Origin of the sequence: Ruminococcus flavefaciens (assembly GCF_900119075.1) — a bacterium.
GTDB lineage: Bacteria > Bacillota > Clostridia > Oscillospirales > Ruminococcaceae > Ruminococcus > Ruminococcus flavefaciens_Q.
This window is the reverse complement of sequence record NZ_FPIP01000001.1, coordinates 474,936-494,128: the sequence shown is the minus strand read 5'-3', so window position 1 is coordinate 494,128 and position 19,193 is coordinate 474,936. Positions and strand designations below refer to the sequence as shown.

The 19,193-nt window shown below is 41.4% G+C and carries 19 protein-coding genes and 2 tRNA genes; 19 read left to right on the top strand and 2 right to left on the bottom strand.

The window, feature by feature from the left end; genetic code table 11:
- The first annotated feature begins 57 nt into the window (after window positions 1–57).
- Both BT105_RS02250 and BT105_RS02245 read left to right on the top strand, forming a co-directional pair.
- Window positions 58–540, top strand: a complete 483-nt coding sequence (locus BT105_RS02250; RefSeq protein ID WP_072299200.1) for a sigma-70 family RNA polymerase sigma factor — start codon at window positions 58–60, stop codon at window positions 538–540.
- Window positions 537–1,937 carry a hypothetical protein gene (locus BT105_RS02245; protein ID WP_072299199.1) on the top strand — a complete coding sequence of 467 codons (1,401 nt, stop codon included), beginning with the start codon at window positions 537–539 and terminating at the stop codon, window positions 1,935–1,937. The genes BT105_RS02250 and BT105_RS02245 overlap by 4 nt, the downstream gene beginning before the upstream one ends.
- Before the next feature lie 88 nt (window positions 1,938–2,025).
- Here BT105_RS02245 and BT105_RS02240 read toward each other — a convergent pair whose 3' ends face one another.
- Window positions 2,026–2,511 (bottom strand): metallophosphoesterase family protein, encoded by a 486-nt coding sequence (locus BT105_RS02240; RefSeq protein ID WP_072299198.1) that lies wholly within the window; start codon window positions 2,509–2,511, stop codon window positions 2,026–2,028.
- Between the two features lie 189 nt (window positions 2,512–2,700).
- On the opposite strand from BT105_RS02240, the gene BT105_RS02235 reads away from it, so the two are divergent.
- From BT105_RS02235 to BT105_RS02200, 8 genes are all read left to right on the top strand, one after another.
- Window positions 2,701–2,949 carry a hypothetical protein gene (locus BT105_RS02235; protein WP_028515699.1) on the top strand — a complete coding sequence of 83 codons (249 nt, stop codon included), beginning with the start codon at window positions 2,701–2,703 and terminating at the stop codon, window positions 2,947–2,949.
- 1 nt (window position 2,950) lies between these two features.
- Entirely contained in the window at window positions 2,951–3,304 is a 354-nt protein-coding gene (locus BT105_RS02230; protein ID WP_072299197.1) for a hypothetical protein, read from the top strand.
- Between the two features lie 16 nt (window positions 3,305–3,320).
- Window positions 3,321–3,629 (top strand): hypothetical protein, encoded by a 309-nt coding sequence (locus tag BT105_RS02225; RefSeq protein WP_072299196.1) that lies wholly within the window; start codon window positions 3,321–3,323, stop codon window positions 3,627–3,629.
- A gap of 10 nt (window positions 3,630–3,639) precedes the next feature.
- Entirely contained in the window at window positions 3,640–3,894 is a 255-nt protein-coding gene (locus BT105_RS15410) for a pro-sigmaK processing inhibitor BofA family protein (RefSeq protein WP_072299195.1), read from the top strand.
- 76 nt (window positions 3,895–3,970) lie between these two features.
- Complete coding sequence (locus tag BT105_RS02215) at window positions 3,971–5,245, top strand: thymidine phosphorylase (protein WP_072299194.1); 1,275 nt, start codon at window positions 3,971–3,973, stop codon at window positions 5,243–5,245.
- A 36-nt stretch (window positions 5,246–5,281) separates the two neighbouring features.
- Window positions 5,282–5,695 carry a zinc ribbon domain-containing protein gene (locus BT105_RS02210; protein ID WP_072299193.1) on the top strand — a complete coding sequence of 138 codons (414 nt, stop codon included), beginning with the start codon at window positions 5,282–5,284 and terminating at the stop codon, window positions 5,693–5,695.
- A 207-nt stretch (window positions 5,696–5,902) separates the two neighbouring features.
- Entirely contained in the window at window positions 5,903–7,537 is a 1,635-nt protein-coding gene (locus BT105_RS02205) for a class I adenylate-forming enzyme family protein (RefSeq protein WP_072299192.1), read from the top strand.
- A 146-nt stretch (window positions 7,538–7,683) separates the two neighbouring features.
- Window positions 7,684–8,043 carry a sporulation initiation factor Spo0A C-terminal domain-containing protein gene (locus BT105_RS02200; protein WP_072299191.1) on the top strand — a complete coding sequence of 120 codons (360 nt, stop codon included), beginning with the start codon at window positions 7,684–7,686 and terminating at the stop codon, window positions 8,041–8,043.
- Between the two features lie 178 nt (window positions 8,044–8,221).
- Here BT105_RS02200 and BT105_RS02195 read toward each other — a convergent pair.
- A tRNA-Lys gene (locus BT105_RS02195) sits at window positions 8,222–8,297 on the bottom strand.
- Between the two features lie 176 nt (window positions 8,298–8,473).
- Here BT105_RS02195 and BT105_RS02190 point away from each other — a divergent pair.
- From BT105_RS02190 to BT105_RS02150, 9 genes are all read left to right on the top strand, one after another.
- A tRNA-Arg gene (locus tag BT105_RS02190) sits at window positions 8,474–8,550 on the top strand.
- A gap of 97 nt (window positions 8,551–8,647) precedes the next feature.
- On the top strand, window positions 8,648–9,733 hold the full coding sequence (locus BT105_RS02185; RefSeq protein WP_072299190.1) for an SGNH/GDSL hydrolase family protein: 1,086 nt from the start codon (window positions 8,648–8,650) through the stop codon (window positions 9,731–9,733).
- Between the two features lie 94 nt (window positions 9,734–9,827).
- On the top strand, window positions 9,828–10,616 hold the full coding sequence (locus BT105_RS02180) for a hypothetical protein (RefSeq protein WP_072299189.1): 789 nt from the start codon (window positions 9,828–9,830) through the stop codon (window positions 10,614–10,616).
- Window positions 10,616–11,305 (top strand): class D sortase, encoded by a 690-nt coding sequence (locus BT105_RS02175; protein ID WP_072299188.1) that lies wholly within the window; start codon window positions 10,616–10,618, stop codon window positions 11,303–11,305. Before BT105_RS02180 ends, BT105_RS02175 begins: the two co-directional genes overlap by 1 nt.
- Window positions 11,302–12,198, top strand: coding sequence for a hypothetical protein (locus BT105_RS02170; RefSeq protein WP_072299187.1), 897 nt, complete (start codon window positions 11,302–11,304; stop codon window positions 12,196–12,198). The genes BT105_RS02175 and BT105_RS02170 overlap by 4 nt, the downstream gene beginning before the upstream one ends.
- A 152-nt stretch (window positions 12,199–12,350) precedes the next feature.
- A complete protein-coding gene (locus BT105_RS02165) occupies window positions 12,351–13,583 on the top strand; it encodes a UTP--glucose-1-phosphate uridylyltransferase (protein ID WP_177243907.1) in 1,233 nt (410 codons plus the stop codon).
- Between the two features lie 77 nt (window positions 13,584–13,660).
- Window positions 13,661–15,394: an ABC transporter ATP-binding protein gene (locus tag BT105_RS02160; RefSeq protein WP_072299186.1), complete on the top strand. Its 1,734-nt coding sequence runs from the start codon at window positions 13,661–13,663 to the stop codon at window positions 15,392–15,394.
- Window positions 15,387–17,126: an ABC transporter ATP-binding protein gene (locus tag BT105_RS02155; RefSeq protein ID WP_072299185.1), complete on the top strand. Its 1,740-nt coding sequence runs from the start codon at window positions 15,387–15,389 to the stop codon at window positions 17,124–17,126. Before BT105_RS02160 ends, BT105_RS02155 begins: the two co-directional genes overlap by 8 nt.
- Before the next feature lie 128 nt (window positions 17,127–17,254).
- Window positions 17,255–19,192, top strand: a complete 1,938-nt coding sequence (locus tag BT105_RS02150) for an aconitate hydratase (RefSeq protein ID WP_072299184.1) — start codon at window positions 17,255–17,257, stop codon at window positions 19,190–19,192.
- The last annotated feature ends 1 nt before the right edge of the window (window position 19,193 follow it).

The following is a 19,193-nucleotide window of genomic DNA, read 5'->3' as shown; positions in this document are numbered from 1 at the left end:
TTGAGATAGCTTTTTCGTTTTATTAGTGAAGTACTTCAAAAAGAAAGGAAGCAAACGATGGATTCCGAAAAAATGACGGAAATATACGATAAATACAGTAATGCCGTCTATCGAATGGCGTTTGCTTACTGTAAGAATAAAGCTGACGCTGAGGATATAATGCAGGAGGTGTTTATCAGCCGCTTTTCCGCTGACATTGTTTTTGAGGACGAAACAAAGGAGAAAAGCTGGCTGCTTAAAGTAACTGTCAACAAATGCAGGGATCTGTTCCGTTCTTTGCGATATAAGTACTCCCTGACCTCGATACCGCTTGAAGAAGCAAGTCTTGTCTTCGAAACACAAGAGGAAAGCGACGTATATCATGCTGTAATGTCACTTCCGAAGAAATACAGGACAGTTATTCACCTCTTTTATTATGAGGAATACTCAATAAAAGAGATAAGTGCCATTACAGGTGATAAAGAGACCGCAATACAGACTCAGCTATACCGTGCACGTAAAAAGCTTAAGGATATTCTTGGAAAGGAGCTCCGACTATGAATATGAATGATTATAAAAGAGTAACAGACCGCTTGACACCTGACGAGCGGTGCAGAAAAGAGGTACTTGACATGAGTAAACGTGAGAACAAAATAAAGCTGAATACAAATGAATATACCGAATCCGTATCAGGCGTTGAAGTGCGCAGCGGTCACGGCATAATGAAATATGTCGGTATAGCAGCAGCCTGCGCAATTATCGTCGGCGGTATAGGCACAACAGGAGTACTGCTCCACAAGGGCAGTAAGAACGCTCAGCAGTTTGCCGAGGTCATCGAAGAAGAAACAACTGCCGAGGCTGTAACAGAAATAACTGAGGAGCCAACAGAGCCGCCTGTTGAATATGATTATGAAGCAATTGCAAATGAGCTCACACAGCATTATATTGACAGTTTGAATGTAATGCAATACGGCGATGTGTCATATGACAGCAATGAAAGCATAACATTCTATACCTATGACAGCACAAGAGAAGAATGGTCAAATAATTACGGCGGAGAGCGAACATTCTACAAGGTAACTGATGAACGCTTCAAGAGCTGTCAGGATATCTACGAGTACTACAAAGCACCGATTGCGTCTTCAATAGACAGAAAACATTACGGCGAAACATATGAAAGCTTTACAATGCCTGATAACTTCAAAGATGCAGCGGACGTTGAGTATGAATCTTCTTTACAAAGCTGGCTTGGCGGAGATGTAAGCAAGTTCGAGAACGGAAGCAGGGTAGACATCAGACCAAATGGCAAAGACACTTGTGATGACGAAGCCTTTTCGATCAATATCGGAATTTACGTTGAATACAACGGAAATCTGTATGTTTCAAAGCGTACTGTAGAGTCGGAAACAGCTCCCTATTACGCAAACGGCAAGCACTCATTCCTGACAAGCTTAACGACTGAACCTAATGTACTCGAAACAGAAGATAATAGCTTCAAAGCATCTTGTTTCGTAAAAACGCCTTATACAGGCTGGGAAAACGCTAAATACGGCGATGAAAAAATTATTACATTCAACCTCATCAACGGTGAGTGGAAAATAAGTTCAATCGAAACAGGCGACAGACCAGAATACACATCAGCAGTAGCTATTCAGAATTATATTGAGAAGAGAGCAGAATATAACGATATAAATATCGGCTATGATTCCGAAGGCAAAGCAGGCAGAGGTATCGGACATATCATGGATAAGCTTGAAGTTACAGAATATGATCCTTCTATCCACGTATGCAAGGTTCATGCAGTTCTTCATAATATGAACGGCGAGGACGCATTGGATATGACAGCAGAGATAAGCGTTAATCATAACGGAAGTCCAGTGGTTATGTCGGCAGATATCACAAGAATAAAAGAGTATGACAGCTCATATGAGCGTCCAAATGCAGTTTCAGCAAACTGAAAATAAAATTATCCCCTTGAAGTTGATTCAAGGGGATTTTCTTATGTAACAATAAAATATGATCTGCATAAAATATAAGCAGGGAGTATCAGACATTAACGATATTGGTGACAACATCACCCTCGGGAGTAATATCAATATGCCCGAATGACGGCTTTGCACCGTCTCGTGGGATAGAAGCGCTGCCTGGGTTCATGATATAGAATCCGTCCTCAAAGCTTTGGTAGCGCTCATGAGTATGCCCGAAAAGAATGATATCACATTCATTGGCAGCTGCAAGCGCTTTTAGTTTGTCAAGTGAGCAGCCTACACCGTAAAGATGACCGTGGGTAGCGAGAAGCTTATGACCTATAAGTGGAAGAACGAAGTAATCGTCGCTTAAACTGTCAAAATCGCAGTTGCCTGCAACATGGATTATCTTAGGAGCCATTCTCTGATGAGACAGGATAAAATTATCAAGCTCGCGTTCACCGTCACCAAGATGGATTATCCAGTCTGCGTCAGTATTTCGCATAATAACACTTTCAAGAGCATAAGAATTACCGTGTGTGTCTGATATTACAACAATGCGCAATTATATCCCTCCTAAGAAGTTTATACCATATTATAACATAGTTTTTTGAAAAAATCAACAGGTATTATCAAAAAAATATAGCCTTGTTTGTTAAAATCGCAAAAATGCGGCAGGTACAGGCATTAAAAACATATTTTATCAGTAAATACAATATATTATTGTATATATCAAGTTTTTATGGAGGCAGCTATGAACAATATCGATCCTAATAAGATATCGGGACTTCTTAATGTTGTGAGCAAAAAGATAGGAGTTCCGCCAGAGAAATTACGTGCAGAGCTTGAAGAAGGCAAATTTGACAGTGCGCTCTCTGCGATGAACAGAAATGACGCGGCAAGATTTCAACAAGCAGTGAATAATCCTAAAATTGTTGAAAAGATGATGAGTACGCCGCAGGCAAAAGCGCTTTACGAGAAGCTTTCGGGCGGAAAGAAATAAAATGGACGATATAATGGGCAAGATCAGCGAGCTGCTGTCAGACGAGGAAAGCGTGAAGCAACTGTCCGAGCTGGCGCAAATGCTGGTCTCAGACAGTGAAAAGAGCGGTGAAAAAGCAGAAAAAGCTGATAATGCCACAACCGAAGAACAGCCTGATATAGCTTCAATGCTAAAGCTGACAAGTCTTATCGGCGAAGCTTCAAAACAGGACAAAAATGCTGATCTGCTTCTGGCTTTAAAACCACATCTCAGTGCAGAAAAGCAAAAGCGTGTTGATAAAGCGTTAAAGCTTTTAAAACTACTTGCTATTTGGAATATTGCAAAAGAAAGCGGTCTTTTGCAGGAGCTGATTTAAGAAAGGAGGCGAGCCGATGGCGGTATACGGAGAAAGATCACCAAAGCATACTGATATGAACTGTTTTAGGCTGTATCACAGTACAGGGCATAATACCGCTGTCGACCTGCCGCCTGATATATGCCAAAAAGAAAAAAGCGAGCATTTTTCGGAACAGCATGAGGACAAAAATGCAAAAAGCCGTATTTTTGACAGCCTTATCGATGAATTTCTCGACGGCGGCATAGATAGTGACAAGCTTCTTATCGCTGCCATACTATATATGCTTATAAAAGAAGGTGCAGATATCAAACTTATTATCGCACTTGGATATATACTGATGTGAGAGGTAAAATATGGATATTGAAATGGTGTTTAAAATACTGTGCGGAATCGTAGTCATTATAATGATGATATATTATTTCAGGCGGCAAAAAAAGCTGTTATCCTTTATTATAGGCGCATTTACAGGCGGAGCCGCGCTCTTTATTGTCAATAAATACGGAGCTTTATTCGGAGCAAATGTTCCTCTTAATCTTTTCAATATACTCGGAAGTCTTATCCTTGGAGTTCCTTTTGTTGTATTTATTGTAATAATGAATTTTTTGTAAATTCAAAGGCTTATTTCACAAAAACTATTGAATTATTACGATAATAATGGTAAAATATATGTATAGGAGGTGGATCATGAATATCATCGATATAATCAATAAAACTAAAAAATCACAGGAACTTAACGAAGAAGAGATAGCATGGCTTGTAAAAGGCTATACTAATGATGAAATCCCCGATTATCAGATGTCTGCGTGGCTTATGGCTGTGTGCCTTAACGGACTTACCGAAAAAGAGACATTTGCTCTTACAGCAGCAATGCGCGACAGCGGAGATATATTGCATCTGAATATCCCGTTTACTGTGGACAAGCACAGTACAGGAGGAGTCGGAGATAAAACATCTCTTATCATCGGACCTATCGCAGCTGCCTGCGGAGTATGCATGGCAAAAATGTCAGGACGCGGCTTAGGTCATACGGGCGGAACTATTGACAAGCTTGAAAGTATCGAGGGGTACAGAACTGATCTGCCTCTGGACGAGTTTGAGGCAATACTCAGAAAAACAGGCTTCTCGATCATCTCTCAGTCAGGAGAATTTTGTCCTGCTGATAAAAAAATGTACGCACTCAGAAACGCAACAGGTACGGTCGACAGTATACCGCTTATCTGTGCAAGTATAATGAGCAAAAAGCTCGCTATGAACGCGGATTGTCTTGTTCTCGACGTAAAATACGGCACGGGAGCTTTCATGAAAACCAAAGAGGACGCTGAAAAGCTTGCGGTTCTTATGGAAAAAGCAGGCAGATCAGCAGGGAAGAAGTGCAAAGCTGTCGTAACTGACATGAATACGCCGCTCGGTAAAAACATCGGAAACGCTCTTGAAGTTAAAGAAGCGGTAGAGCTTCTGCAAGGGAAATCAAAGGGTAAGCTGTATGATGTTTGCATAGAGCTTGCAGCTGATTTATTAGAGCTTGCAGGCAAAGGAACTAATGCAGAATGCAGAAAAATGGCTGAAGACGCCGTTTCATCGGGCAGAGCACTTGATGTTCTTCGTGAAACTATCAAGCTACAGGGCGGAAACGAAAAGATATGTGATGATACTTCACTGCTTCCGAAGCCGCTCCTAAAATACGAGATAAGAGCTACAAAGGGAATGAAGATACTGGGGTTCAACTGTGAGGAGCTGGGCATGACATCTCTGCTGCTCGGCGCAGGAAGACTTAATAAGACCGATAAGATCGACATGAGCGCAGGTATCGTCATGAACTGTGATGTTGGCGATCAGCTTGCTGCCGATGACATCATAATGACTCTGTATTCAACAGTTTGCAGCGATTTTTCGGACGCTGCGGTAAGAGCTCTGAATGCAGTCAAATTTGAGATAACCGAAAAGCCAAGTTATACGTAATATAATTACTCTAAAACATAACAGGAGGTCATAAATATGGGATTTGTTGATTCAGTAAAGGATTTTGCAGGAAAATTCGGAGAATCTGTTGAGCGCGGAGCAAAAACAGTTTCAAACAGCTCTAAGAGATTTGCAGAAAAGACTAAGATAAAGCGCGAAATGGCTCGCGTTGAATCTGACATCAATACAGACTACATAGAGCTCGGAAAGGTAATGTACGAAAAGATTTGCAGCGATCCTGACAGTGAGTTTATCACAACAATAAACGACATCAAGGAAAAAACACTAAAACTTGACGATCTTAAAGCTGAGCTCATGTCTCTCGAAGACAAGGTATTCTGTACAAATTGCGGTTCTCAGATACGCAGAGAGCAGGTTTACTGCGATAAATGCGGTAAAAAAGTTGAAGAAGCTGAAACCGAGACAGTTTCAGATGTAACAGTAGAATAATGATCGAAGGCGCATTAGTTTCATTAATGCGCCTTGTTTTATGCAACTTGCTGAAAAACAGCCGTTCCAATTTGTTCAAAAATGAGCTTAAGAAGTATTTACTTTTTCGCTTTTTTGTGATAAAATAAAAATAGTTTATCGCTTTGCAGCTTTTTGCCTTTTAAACATAAAAGCAGAAAAGCAGCATAGTCAGAAAGGAACATTATAATGCCAATAACAGAATTACTTGAACGAAACGCTAAATTATACGGTACTGATGTTGCTCTGGTAGAAGTAAATCCCGAGATAACAGAGGTAAGACGAATTACATGGAAAGAATATGAGCTTATCGAGCCAAATCCCGAATGTCATTACAGACGCGAGATAACATGGAAGGTTTTTGACGAAAAAGCTAACCGCTTCGCAAATATGTTATTAGAAAGAGGCGTCAAAAAGGGCGATAAGGTCGGAATCCTTCTTATGAACTGCCTCGAATGGCTCCCTATCTACTTTGGTATTCTTAAAGCAGGCGCTCTTGCTGTGCCGCTTAATTTCAGATATACAGCTGACGAGATAAAGTATTGTCTCGACCTTGCAGAGGTAGATATTCTTGTATTCGGACCTGAGTTTATCGGACGAATCGAGGAAATAGCCGATGAGATAAGCAAGAATCGTCTTCTTTTCTACGTAGGCGAGGGATGTCCTTCATTTGCAGAGCACTATGACAGCCTTGTTGCTAACTGTGCAAGTACAGCACCTGACGTAAAGATCACAGATGATGATAATGCAGCAATTTACTTCTCATCAGGAACTACAGGATTCCCAAAGGCGATTCTCCACGACCATACAAGCCTTATGCACTCAGCTAAGGTAGAACAGAATCATCACGGACAGACAAGGGACGATATATTCCTTTGTATTCCTCCGCTTTATCATACAGGCGCAAAAATGCACTGGTTTGGCAGCCTTTATTCAGGAAGCAAAGCTGTTCTGCTTAAAGGCGTAAAGCCAAAGTCGATTATCGAAACTGTTTCTGAAGAAGGCTGTACAATAGTATGGCTTCTTGTTCCGTGGGCGCAGGATATTCTTGACGCTATAGACAGGGGAGATATCAATCTCGAGGATTACGACCTCGATCAGTGGAGACTTATGCACATCGGTGCTCAGCCTGTACCTCCGTCGCTTATCGCACGCTGGAAGAAAGTATTCCCCAAGCACCAATACGATACAAACTACGGACTCAGCGAGTCTATAGGACCTGGCTGCGTTCATCTTGGTGTTGAAAACATACACAAGGTAGGTGCTATCGGAAAGGCTGGCTATGGCTGGGAAGTAAAAATAGCCGATGAAAACGGTAATGCCGTTGAACGCGGACAGGTCGGCGAGCTTCTTGTTAAAGGTCCCGGAGTTATGAAGTGTTATTATCGTGACGAAAAAGCTACTGCGGAGACATTAAAGGACGGCTGGCTTTACACAGGCGATATGGCTCAGGAGGACGAAGACGGCTTTATTTACCTCGTTGACCGTAAGAAAGACGTTATCATCAGCGGCGGCGAGAATCTGTACCCTGTACAGATAGAGGATTTCCTCAGAAGTCACCCTGCTATCAAGGACGTAGCTGTTATAGGACTCCCTGACAAGAGACTTGGTGAGATCGCAGCAGCTATTATTTCCATTAAGGAAGATCATACCTGTACAGAAGAGGATATCACTTCATTCTGCCAGAAACTTCCAAGATACAAGAGACCTCACAAGATCATATTTGCAGATGTTCCGAGAAATCCCACAGGAAAAATTGAGAAGCCAAAGCTTCGTTCCATTTACTGCGGCGAAAGCCTTGTTGCAAAACAGATCAAAAACTGATAAAAAAGAGCAGCTATGCTGCTCTTTTTTAATTAATCGACATTATTCGACAAAACTCGTCAATAATCGACGCAATTAACCCTTACCATTTTATAACAATTATGCTATAATTATACTATCATTGCTAAAAGGAGTGCGAAAGCCAAATGAATAACGTTGTAGCAATAATTGTAAAAACTCTTCTGAATCTCGGAATAGCTCCTAACACAAAAGGATACCACTATCTGCGAGACGTGATCTTCATGTGTGTGACATCAAACGAGCACATAACGAATTTCAGTAAAACGCTTTACGCCAAGCTCGCAGACAAATACCAGACTTCTGAATGTTCAATAGAAAGAGCCGTCAGGCATGCAATCAAGTCAGGCTGGTATCGTCATAATGAGGAGCTTGCAGAAAAGATTTTTATGAACACTTTGCAAAGTACAAACGATATTCCAACAAATTCTGTCTTTATTTCCACTGTTTCCGAGTGGATAAGGATCAATTGCGCAGATCTCCTGTAATGTAATATATCATAGGATTGAGGCTATTATTTATTTGATTTCCCCCTTGATGATTCAAGGGGATTTTTTTATCAAAAATAGTGTCCTGACATAAAATAAAATGCCTTCACTCCGAGCATGACCGTAATAAAGGCATATATGAGGTAAAATAAAAACGCCCCGACTATTGCCGAGGCGCTGGTGAGACATGAGGGATTTGAACCCTCGACCCTACGCTTAAAAGGCGTATGCTCTACCGACTGAGCTAATGTCTCACAACAAAAATAATTATATCAATTTTTAGCTTGGTTGTCAAGGCTTTTCCGCCTTTTTTATAAAATCAGTCTATAAGCCAACAATTGCAAAAATATTTAGTGCAACTTGACGTTTTTTTGATTTGTTGTTGACATTTCTGTAATATCATGATATAATATTTAAGTCATCAAACGATGTGCTTGTAGCTCAGCTGGATAGAGTGACTGGCTACGAACCAGTAGGTCGGGGGTTCGAATCCCTCCAGGCACGCCAAAAAAGCCTTACGATTTTTCGTAGGGCTTTTTGCTTTTTTACTTGAAAATTTAACATTTCCATGATATAATCATAAAAAACTCAATAGGAGGACTATATGAAAAAGTTTATCTCAATCCTGACGGCCTTAGCTATGACATATACAGGAATGTTTTTTTCAAACAAAACTGCCGTCTGCGAGGATAAAACAGGCTCAGAACCTATAAAAATCATGGCAATAGGCGATTCGATAACCGACGGATACGGTGTAACAGGCTCTTATCGCAAATATTTTTATAATGAGCTTACTAAAAAAGGATATGATATAGATATGGTCGGTTCAAAGGGAAACGATATGAAAATCGAGTTTTCCGACGATGAAACAGGAGAAAGCTTCACTTATGATGACGATAATACAGGCTACAGCGGATATACTATAAAGGAATACTCCGGCAGAAACGGTATCCTTGAAACGCTGAAATCCACAAACTGCCTCGAGACCTGCAAGCCTGATATTGTCATTCTTCAAATCGGCACAAATAATATAATTGATAATTATGACGCAAACAAAACTCATTCTGATCTTGAAGAGCTTATAGACTATATACTTGGCAATATATCAAAAAACGCTACTCTTTTTGTAACAACTATCCCCGATGTTGATCCGAATCGTCATGAGGTTTATAACTGGTTCAGCAACTACCGCCATTCAGCAGACTGGCAGACTAATTACTCAGATGAAGAAGCAGAAGAAAAAATAATAAAACAGCTTATTACGTATAATTCAAATCTTACAGCTTTGGTTCAAAAAAAGATAGCAGTAAAAATCGCGAACAATTGGGATATTACATCAGAGCGTGAAAGCCCTGATATACAAGATTTAGATGGTCCTTATCTGCGCTCTGCAGATGTTGCTTCTGTAATTACCGATGTCAAAACTCAGCTTATGGACGGCGTTCACCCAAACAACAAGGGATACAAGCTTATGGGAGAGTACTGGGCTGAACAGATCGATAATTACCTGAAAAATAAACCTACCAAAAAAAACTCTTATAAAGTCGCTGATCTTGTAGAGCTTCAGAAGTATCTCCTTGGAATTGCTGATATTGAGGCAACACTTGAAAAATATGACATGAATAAAGATAATGCAGTTGATATTTTCGACCTTGTACTTCTCAGAAAAGAGCTTATCAAGAACTCTTAAAAGCTAAAAAGCTCATTATGTTATAATATTTCTTGACATTATTCTGATTAAAAGGTATAATGTTTATTGTATATATGAGATTGGAGGGATTTATATGTACATTAAAAAGATAATTTCTGCTTTAGCTTCTTCAGCTGTCATAGCAGGAGCTTCTGTAGCTTTTTCTGCAAATGTATATGCAACAACAGCCGATGATGTTGCTGCTGTTGCAAGATCATACGGCTACTCAGAGGAAGATATTCAGGCAGGATACAACGAATATAACGCACACCCACAGGATTATCCGTCGGAAATCCTTGATAAGGCTATCCAGAAGCTTCACGAAGCAGGAAATCAGATAATAACTGTAGGTCCGCAGGTGCCAAGTGTTCCAACGACAACGACCGTCGCCAACGATCCCGAAAATCCGGAAACCGTAGATGACGGTATAACTCTTACTGCAAGCGACGGAACAACATTTACAAGAATAAGCGTTACAGCCTTTATCAATATGTCATACGATGAAAAAATGGCTTATGTAAGAAGCTTTCCTGAAGCTCAGCAGCAGGCTATAATCGATAATCTGACGCCCGAGGAATACAGAAGTCTTATGAAGCAGAGTCCTTCTGAGCAGAAGCTCCAGATCGTAGGCAAGCTTTCAGAGGCGGCAGAGCAAATGGGACTTAATATTACTGTTGACGAAATAAGCGACAGTTCACTTACCATAGCAATGAGAAATGAAAGCGGCGAGCTTCTTAACGTTTCTACAGCAGGAGCTTCCGTTGAGGATACAGGATATGACAGAAGAGGCATTTTAGCCTGTGTAGCTGCATTTATGGGCATAGGTATTTCTGCGCTGTTTCTTGTTATGCGTAAACTTAAAGCAAATGGAGCAGAAGAATAATGGCTGAAAAAAAGAAAAAAGATAGCGCATTTATCCATATCATAACTCCTTTTATCGTATTGTTTCTTTGCGTCGGAATATTCATTGCAGCAATGATAAAGCCGTCGGACAAGCTCAAGGTTTATCTTAATCTTGCATTTATGGATAATCTGAAAGCAACTCCCGAAGCCGCAGGCTCAGGACTTGTTGTAAGAGACAACGATATTATAGACGAATTTGACGGTCAGACATACGATGAGGGCGAAATAATACGCCCGAAATTCGGCGAAATGTATGCTGTTCTTACAACATCTGCCTTTGATATTTCTATCCCTGTTTACTGGGGCAGCAATTCAGAGCTTTTTGAGCGCGGAGCTTGTCAGTCATCAGGTTCAAAGATTGCAGGTGAGGACGGAAATACTGTCATCAGTGCCCATGAGGACACCTTTTTCTCACAGCTTAACAAACTGAAAAGCGGCGATACAGTTACCTTAAAGACAAATTATGGTGAATTCACCTATAAAGTCAAAGAGCAAATAACATTCAATAAAAAAGACGGCAAATACGTTTCTCCGTCAGCTTCTTCAAAGCTTACGCTATATACCTGCAAAAAGGATATACTCGGTAATGCTGATGAAAGAATCGGTGTTATTTGCGAGCCTACAGAAAAGAAATTCTACAAAAAAGCAGGAGAGGGGAGTTCAAATTGAAAAAGATCAGCACATATCTTCCCTCACTGATAGTTTCGATATTACTTGTTTTTCTTACAATAGCAGGCTCGGCAATGCTGCTTGTAGACATCAATATCTCAGGTGAAAAGCTCAAGAAGCTTGCACAGAAGAATTCCCTCGAAACAAGTATTTATCCCGAGATAAGCAAGTATTACAAGGATAAGTACAATACAACAGGAATCCCTGCCGAGGTTTTTATGGACGCGATAGATGAAAATTATATCCGCTCATACGAAGAAGCTTATATAGATTCTGCCTTTGAAGCTCTTGAAAGCGGCACTAAAATGGCTTCAGTCCACCCTAAAAACGCAAAGCTTGAAGAAAATATCGATAATTTCTTCAATTCTTTCGCAGAAAAAAACAACTACGAAAAGGACGATAATTTCGGCTTAAAGCTTCGCAATACCAAGGAAAATGCCTATACAACAATAGGTTCTTTCTGTGATGTATACAAGTTTTCTTCCATGAATCAGCATGGTATCCTTTCAAAGCTCGCAAAAGTATATTCTCACCGCATAGAGGCTTCGATCGCGGTTCTTGGTGCGATAGTACTGATGATAATTCTTCTGACTCTTATCAATCACAAGAAGAAAATAACAGCTATGTACTGGTGCGGTGTTTCTTCGATAGTTGCAGGCATACTCGGAGCTGTTCCAAGCATATACCTAATCGCAGCTCGTTATTATGATTCGTTTACTATCAAGCAAGTACCTGTTTTTAAAGCTTTTACCAGCCTTATGTATAAGTATACCGAAGCTTTTGCGGCTGCAAGCATAGCTCTTGCTGTAATCGGAATCTCGCTTATGGTGATTTACGGGGTAACTCATGAAAAGAAAAAATACCCAAATGTAAAACCAACAAAAATTAATTAAGTTACCAAGCAGCTGCCTGAGAAGGCAGCTGCTTTTTTATCAATACAGCAATAAATAGCAAAATATTGTACATTAATGCCATTGACTATTTTAATATCTTATGCTATAATATATAAAATCATGCGGTAAAAGCCGCTTTCAAGGAGGAGTTTATGATAAATCGAGATGACGCGCTCCGTATCCTCTCAAAATACGGACAGGAACACATTTTAAAACACTATGACGAACTTGACGAAGCAGGTAAGCAGGAGCTTCTTGGTCAGATAGAAATAATAGATTTTTCTGTTCTCAACAATCTTAACGCTGAAAAAAACAGCAATTCGGTCCGCGGCAAATTTGAGCCGCTGGGTGCTGTAACAATAGATAATATAGCTTCAAACAGCGATGAATATATCAAAGCAGGAATCGAAGCCATAAAGGCAGGCAAGGCGGCTGCCGTACTTTTAGCAGGCGGACAGGGCACAAGACTTGGCTTTGACAAGCCAAAGGGTATGTTTAATATAGGCGTAAACAAGGAACTTTACATTTTTGAATGTCTTATCAATAATCTCATGGACGTCGTAAAGCTTGCTGATGCGTGGATCCCGCTCTATATCATGACAAGCGAGAAGAACCACAAAGATACAACAGAGTTCTTCAAGGAAAAGAATTATTTTGGCTACGATCCGCAGTATATCCGCTTCTTTATACAGGATATGGCTCCTTCCGTAGATTTTGACGGCAAAATATTAATGGAAAGCAAATCAAAGATATCCATATCGCCAAACGGAAACGGCGGCTGGTTCTCATCTCTGGTAAGAGCAGGGCTTCTTGATGAGATCAAAGAAAAAGGCGTAGAATGGCTAAATGTATTTGCTGTTGACAATGTTCTTCAGCGTATCACAGATCCCGGATTTATCGGAGCTGTTATAAAATCAGGTCTCCAGTCAGGCGGTAAGGTCGTAAGCAAGGCTTCACCTGATGAAAAGGTTGGAGTTCTCTGCCTTGAGGACGGTATGCCCTCTATCGTTGAATACTACGAGATGACAGAAGAAATGCGCACTCTTCTAAATGAAAACGGAGAGCTTGCATATAAATACGGCGTTATCCTCAATTATCTTTTCAACGTTGCAAAGCTTGAAGAGATATGCGACAAAAAACTGCCTGTTCATATAGTTGACAAGAAGATACCTTATATGAACGAGAACGGCGAATACATTATCCCGTCCGAACCAAACGGACACAAATTCGAGACTCTGGTTCTTGATATGGTACATATGCAGGACAGCTGTCTTGCGTACGAAGTTGTTCGTGAAAAAGAATTCGCTCCTGTAAAAAATGCAACAGGCGTTGATTCTGTTGATTCTGCAAGAGAGCTTCTTAAAGCAAACGGCGTAAGTATATAAAAGTAAAACAACGGCACTTTTGATGATTCAGAAGTGTCGTTGCCTATGTATGGAAAAAGTGGGTGTTTTGATTATAAATGAAGGATCTTTTGAAATATCTGAAAAATTACAAAAAAGAGCTCATATTAGGACCTTTTTTCAAGCTGTTGGAGGCGATTTTTGAGCTTATCGTGCCTGTTGTAATGGCTAAAATAATCGATAACGGCATAGGAAGAAATGACAGTTCCTATATTTTCAGAATGAGCGGACTTATAGTTTTGCTGGGAGTCTGCGGACTTTGCTTTGCTCTGACCTGCCAGTATCTCGCCGCAAAATGTGCTTACGGTTTTGGTACGGAGCTTCGTTCAGCCTTATACAAGCACATCAATAAGCTCTCCTACAGCAGTATCGATAAAATAGGTACTTCCTCTCTGGTAAACAGACTTACAAACGACTCCAACACTGTTCAGAACGGAGTCAATATGTTTATCCGTCTTGCTGTAAGAGCGCCTTTTCTTGTTATCGGAGCGGCTGTTATGGCTGTGACCATAGATGTAAAGCTATCGCTTATATTCTTTGTTGTTGCTCCGCTTATCTCCGTAATTATATTCCTTATAATGAAAAAGACCGTTCCGATGTATAAAAAAACACAGAAATGTCTTGACAGAGCATCAACTTTAACACGCGAAGGACTGGAAGGAGCAAGGGTAATACGTGCTTTTTCACGTCAGCAGGAGGAAATCGACGAATTTAAAGAAGCAGTTGACGAAATATCAGCCTGTTCAATTGCTGTCGGCAAAATATCTGCAATACTCAATCCTGTGGCATTCATGGTAATGAACCTCGGTATCGTAGCCGTAATATGGTTCGGCGGAAAACGCATAAATATCGGTGGACTTACTCAGGGTGAGCTTACGGCGTTCACCAACTACATGACGCAGATACTTCTTGCACTTGTTGTTCTTGCAAATCTTATCGTTATCTTTACAAAAGCTCTTGCTTCGGCTAACAGAATAAGCGAAGTTTTTGTGCTTCCAGCCGAAAGAAGCGGCGATATAGCTGATTTTGACAATAAATCAGAGAACATTATCGAATTTAACGATGTTTCTTTCTCTTATGAGGGTGCAGGAGATTATTCCGTAAGAAACATAAGCTTTTCACTGAAAAAAGGACAAATGCTCGGAATAATCGGCGGTACAGGCTGCGGAAAGTCTACGCTTGCCAACCTTATACCATGCTTTTATAGAGCAACTAACGGTAAAGTAAGTATATCAGGTATAAATGTCAATGACTTCGATTCGTCCGAGCTCAGAAGCAGGATAGGCACAGTTCCGCAGAAAGCCGTGCTTTTTTCGGGAACTATCCGTGAAAATATGCGCTGGAGAAAAGCTGATGCAACTGATAATGAAATAGTCTCCGCTTTGAAAACCGCTCAGGCATGGGAATTTGTCAAGCAAACTCCAAACGGACTTGACACTGTAGTATCTCAGGGAGGAAAGAACCTTTCAGGAGGTCAGAAGCAGAGAATAGCTATTGCACGCGCTCTTATAGGTTCGCCTGATATCTTAATTCTCGATGATTCGACCAGTGCTCTGGATTATAAAACAGACCTTGCCCTGAGAAGAGCGCTCAGCAGTGATATGCCTGATACCACTGTTATTATGATCTCTCAGCGAACGACTTCACTTAAAGACGCTGATAAAATAATCGTTATGGACGACGGTGAAGCTGTCGGAATCGGTACTCACGACGAACTTATCGATAACTGTGAGGTCTATAATGAGATATACCGTTCACAGATGAATCAGAGGGAGGGGGAGAATAATGCTTAAAACATTGAAACGTGTATTCTCATATGCGCGTCCCTACCTGAAATTCTTTTTTCTGACTGTGATTTTTGCAGGTCTCGGAGTAGCGCTTTCTCTGTCTGTACCTGTATTTATCGGCGAGGCAGTTGACTGCTGTGTTGGAAAAGGAAACGTAGACTTCGACAAACTTCTGAAAATCATTATAACTCTTGCCGTTATAGTAATTGCAAGTACGTTTTTTCAATGGCTCATGAGTTTATGCACAAATAAGCTTGCTTTTCTCACCATACGCGATCTGAGAGCAGATATATTTAACAAGCTTGAAAGAGTTCCTCTGAAATATATCGACGGACACACAAAAGGCGAGCTCACAAGCCGCGTCATCAATGATATTGAGATAATCTCAGACGGCTTATTGCAGGGATTTACTCAGTTTTTCAGCGGTATAGTCACTATCATCGGAACGCTCATTTTCATGATGACAATAAACGTGAAGATAGCCATTGTTGTAGTAATTCTTACACCTCTTTCATTTGTCGCAGCTTCACGAATAACAAAGGCTTCTCACGATTCGTATATGAAGCAGTCCAAGCTGCGCGGTGATATGGTAGGACTTGCGGAGGAAATGGCAGGCAATCAAAAGATAGTCAAGGCTTTTGTCTATGACGAAAGAGCAGAAAAGCGTTTCGACGAGATAAACACCGCTTACGGCAAAATCGGCGCAAAAGCAACATTTTTCAGCTCCATGACCAATCCTACAACCAGATTCGTAAACGGACTTATTTACGCGGCAGTAGGTATGCTTGGCGCTCTCGGCGTTATCGGCTATTCATCAATAATAGGCTATATGTCAGTAGGTAAGCTGTCAAGCTTTCTTGCCTATGCTAATCAGTACACAAAGCCCTTCAACGAGATATCAGGAGTTATCGCAGAACTTCAGAACGCCATAGCTTCTGCACAGCGCGTATTTGATGTACTTGACGAAAAAGAAGTTCCCAACGATTCCAACAAGGAAAAGCTTACATCATGCGACGGAAGTCTTGAATTCAATGATGTTTTCTTTTCGTACACCCCCGACAGAAAGCTTATTGAAAACTTTACTCTCGATGTAAAAAGCGGACAGCGTATAGCTATCGTAGGACCTACGGGCTGCGGTAAATCGACCATTATCAATCTCTTGCTCCGCTTTTACGATATAAACAGCGGAAATATAATGATATCAGGTAAAAATATCAACGATATCACCCGTGATAGTCTCAGAAGCTGCTTTGGCATGGTATTGCAGGAAACATGGGTGTTTACAGGAACTGTAGCTGAAAATATCGCTTACGGAGCTCCTGATGCAACACGGGAGCAGATAATCGAAGCCGCAAAGGCTGTCTATGCGCACGGATTCATAAAAAGGCTGCCGCAGGGCTATGATACAGTGATAAGTGAGGACAGCGGTCTGTCTCAGGGACAAAAGCAGCTTATCTGTATAGCACGAATAATGCTCATGGATCCACCGATGCTTATTCTTGATGAAGCTACAAGCTCTATAGATCTTCGCACCGAACAGAGGATACAGAAAGCTTTTCAGAAGCTTATGGAGGGCAGAACAAGCTTCGTTATTGCCCACAGACTTTCTACAATCAAGAGCTCAGATGTTATCCTTGTCATGAAACAGGGAAATATAATAGAGCAGGGAAGTCACAGCGAGCTTATGAAAAACGGCGGATTTTACGCAGAATTGTACAACAGTCAGTTCGCTTCATAATGTAAAAAAGAGCTTCTTATGAGGCTCTTTTTGTTTCTTATAAAAAACTTTGTTTAATTCTTGACAAACTGCGTAAAATGTTGTAAAATAAATATGTATTTTTTATGTATTGAAAGGAATGATCTTCAATGGGTTTAACTTTAACTGAAAAGATCCTCAAAGCACACTTGGTTGACGGCGAATATGTAAAAGGTCAGGAGATCGGTATCCGTATCGACCAGACTCTTACTCAGGACGCTACAGGCACAATGGCTTACCTCGAATTTGAAGCTATTGGCGTTCCTCGCGTAAAGACCGAGCGTTCAGTTGCTTACATAGATCACAATACTCTCCAGAGCGGTTTCGAGAATGCTGATGACCACAGATTCATCGGCAGTGTAGCCAAGAAGCACGGTATATACTTCTCACGCCCCGGCAACGGAATCTGTCATCAGGTTCATCTTGAGCGTTTTGGTATCCCGGGAAAGACTCTTATCGGTTCTGACAGCCATACACCTACAGGCGGCGGTATCGGTATGATCGCTATCGGTGCAGGCGGACTTGATGTTGCTGTAGCAATGGGCGGCGGCGCATATTACATAACCTGCCCAAAGGTAGTTAAAGTTGAACTCACCGGAAAGCTCAGGCCTTGGGTAGCTGCTAAGGACGTTATTCTTGAAGTCCTCAGAAGAATGTCCGTTAAGGGCGGCGTAGGCAAGGTAATCGAGTACTGCGGCGAAGGCGTAAAGACTCTCTCAGTTCCTGAAAGAGCTACTATAACAAATATGGGCGCAGAGCTTGGCGCTACAACATCTATCTTCCCATCAGATGAGATCACAAAGCAGTTCCTCAAAGCTCAGAAGCGTGAAGAGGTATGGACTCCTCTTGCTGCTGATCCTGACGCTGTATACGACGAGGAGCTTCAGATAAACCTCAGCGAACTCGTTCCTCTTGCTGCCTGTCCTCATTCTCCTGATAACGTTAAGAGCGTTGAGGAGATAGGCAGACTCAAGATAGATCAGGTATGTATCGGTTCATGCACAAACTCTTCACTCCTTGATATGCTCAAGGTCGCTCATATCCTCAAGGGCAAGACTGTTAATCCTGATGTATCACTTGCTATCGCTCCCGGCTCTAAGCAGGTACTCAATATGCTTGCTCAGAATGGTGCGCTTTCAATACTTATCGACGCAGGTGCAAGAATCCTCGAAAGCGCTTGCGGTCCATGTATCGGTATGGGACAGTCTCCTAACTCAAAGGGTATCTCTCTCAGAACCTTTAACAGAAACTTTGAAGGCCGTTCAGGTACTAAGGACGGTCAGATCTACCTCGTATCACCTGAAATGGCTGCTGTTTCAGCACTTACAGGCTATCTCACTGATCCGAGAGAGCTTGGTGATATGCCTGAATTCAAGCTCCCCGAGGAATTTGTCATCAACGATAATATGATCGTTCCTCCTGCATCTGTTGAGGAAATGGACAGCGTAGAGATTCTCCGCGGACCAAACATCAAGCCATATCCGGAGACAGCTCCGCTTCTTGAAACTATCGACGCTCCTGTTTCACTCAAGGTCGGCGATAACATCACTACAGACCACATTATGCCCGCAGGTGCCAAGATACTTCCTCTTCGTTCAAATATTCCGAAGATCTCACAGCACTGCTTTGCTGTATGCGATGAAAGTTTCCCTGAGAGAGCTAAGTCTCTCGGCAAGAGCATAATAGTAGGCGGTTCCAACTACGGTCAGGGCTCATCACGTGAGCATGCCGCACTTGCTCCGCTTTACCTTGGTGTAAAGGCTGTTCTCGTTAAATCATTTGCACGTATCCATCGTGCAAATCTTATCAACGCAGGTATTCTTCCTCTTACATTCGTAAACGAAGCCGATTATGACAGCATTTCACAGGGCGATGAGCTTGTACTTGCAGACGTAAGAAAAGTAGTAGAAGCAGGAAAGAGTGAGCTTACCGTTGTAAACAAGACTAACGGCAAGGAAATACCCGTACTTTGCGAGCTTTCGGGACGTACAAAGGATATTATGCTTGCAGGTGGACTTCTTGATTTCACAAGAGAGTCTATGAAATGAT

Bases quoted from the DNA above. Each gene is read 5' to 3' on its own strand.
- BT105_RS15410 (WP_072299195.1), top strand. From the start codon at position 3,640: ATGGATATTGAAATGGTGTTTAAAATACTGTGCGGAATCGTAGTCATT.
- BT105_RS02245 (WP_072299199.1), top strand. From the start codon at position 537: ATGAATATGAATGATTATAAAAGAGTAACAGACCGCTTGACACCTGAC.
- BT105_RS02235 (WP_028515699.1), top strand. From the start codon at position 2,701: ATGAACAATATCGATCCTAATAAGATATCGGGACTTCTTAATGTTGTG.
- BT105_RS02160 (WP_072299186.1), top strand. From the start codon at position 13,661: ATGAAGGATCTTTTGAAATATCTGAAAAATTACAAAAAAGAGCTCATA.
- BT105_RS02165 (WP_177243907.1), top strand. From the start codon at position 12,351: ATGATAAATCGAGATGACGCGCTCCGTATCCTCTCAAAATACGGACAG.
- BT105_RS02225 (WP_072299196.1), top strand. From the start codon at position 3,321: ATGGCGGTATACGGAGAAAGATCACCAAAGCATACTGATATGAACTGT.
- BT105_RS02155 (WP_072299185.1), top strand. From the start codon at position 15,387: ATGCTTAAAACATTGAAACGTGTATTCTCATATGCGCGTCCCTACCTG.
- BT105_RS02200 (WP_072299191.1), top strand. From the start codon at position 7,684: ATGAATAACGTTGTAGCAATAATTGTAAAAACTCTTCTGAATCTCGGA.
- BT105_RS02175 (WP_072299188.1), top strand. From the start codon at position 10,616: ATGGCTGAAAAAAAGAAAAAAGATAGCGCATTTATCCATATCATAACT.
- BT105_RS02150 (WP_072299184.1), top strand. From the start codon at position 17,255: ATGGGTTTAACTTTAACTGAAAAGATCCTCAAAGCACACTTGGTTGAC.
- BT105_RS02185 (WP_072299190.1), top strand. From the start codon at position 8,648: ATGAAAAAGTTTATCTCAATCCTGACGGCCTTAGCTATGACATATACA.
- BT105_RS02205 (WP_072299192.1), top strand. From the start codon at position 5,903: ATGCCAATAACAGAATTACTTGAACGAAACGCTAAATTATACGGTACT.
- BT105_RS02215 (WP_072299194.1), top strand. From the start codon at position 3,971: ATGAATATCATCGATATAATCAATAAAACTAAAAAATCACAGGAACTT.
- BT105_RS02180 (WP_072299189.1), top strand. From the start codon at position 9,828: ATGTACATTAAAAAGATAATTTCTGCTTTAGCTTCTTCAGCTGTCATA.
- BT105_RS02210 (WP_072299193.1), top strand. From the start codon at position 5,282: ATGGGATTTGTTGATTCAGTAAAGGATTTTGCAGGAAAATTCGGAGAA.
- BT105_RS02250 (WP_072299200.1), top strand. From the start codon at position 58: ATGGATTCCGAAAAAATGACGGAAATATACGATAAATACAGTAATGCC.
- BT105_RS02230 (WP_072299197.1), top strand. From the start codon at position 2,951: ATGGACGATATAATGGGCAAGATCAGCGAGCTGCTGTCAGACGAGGAA.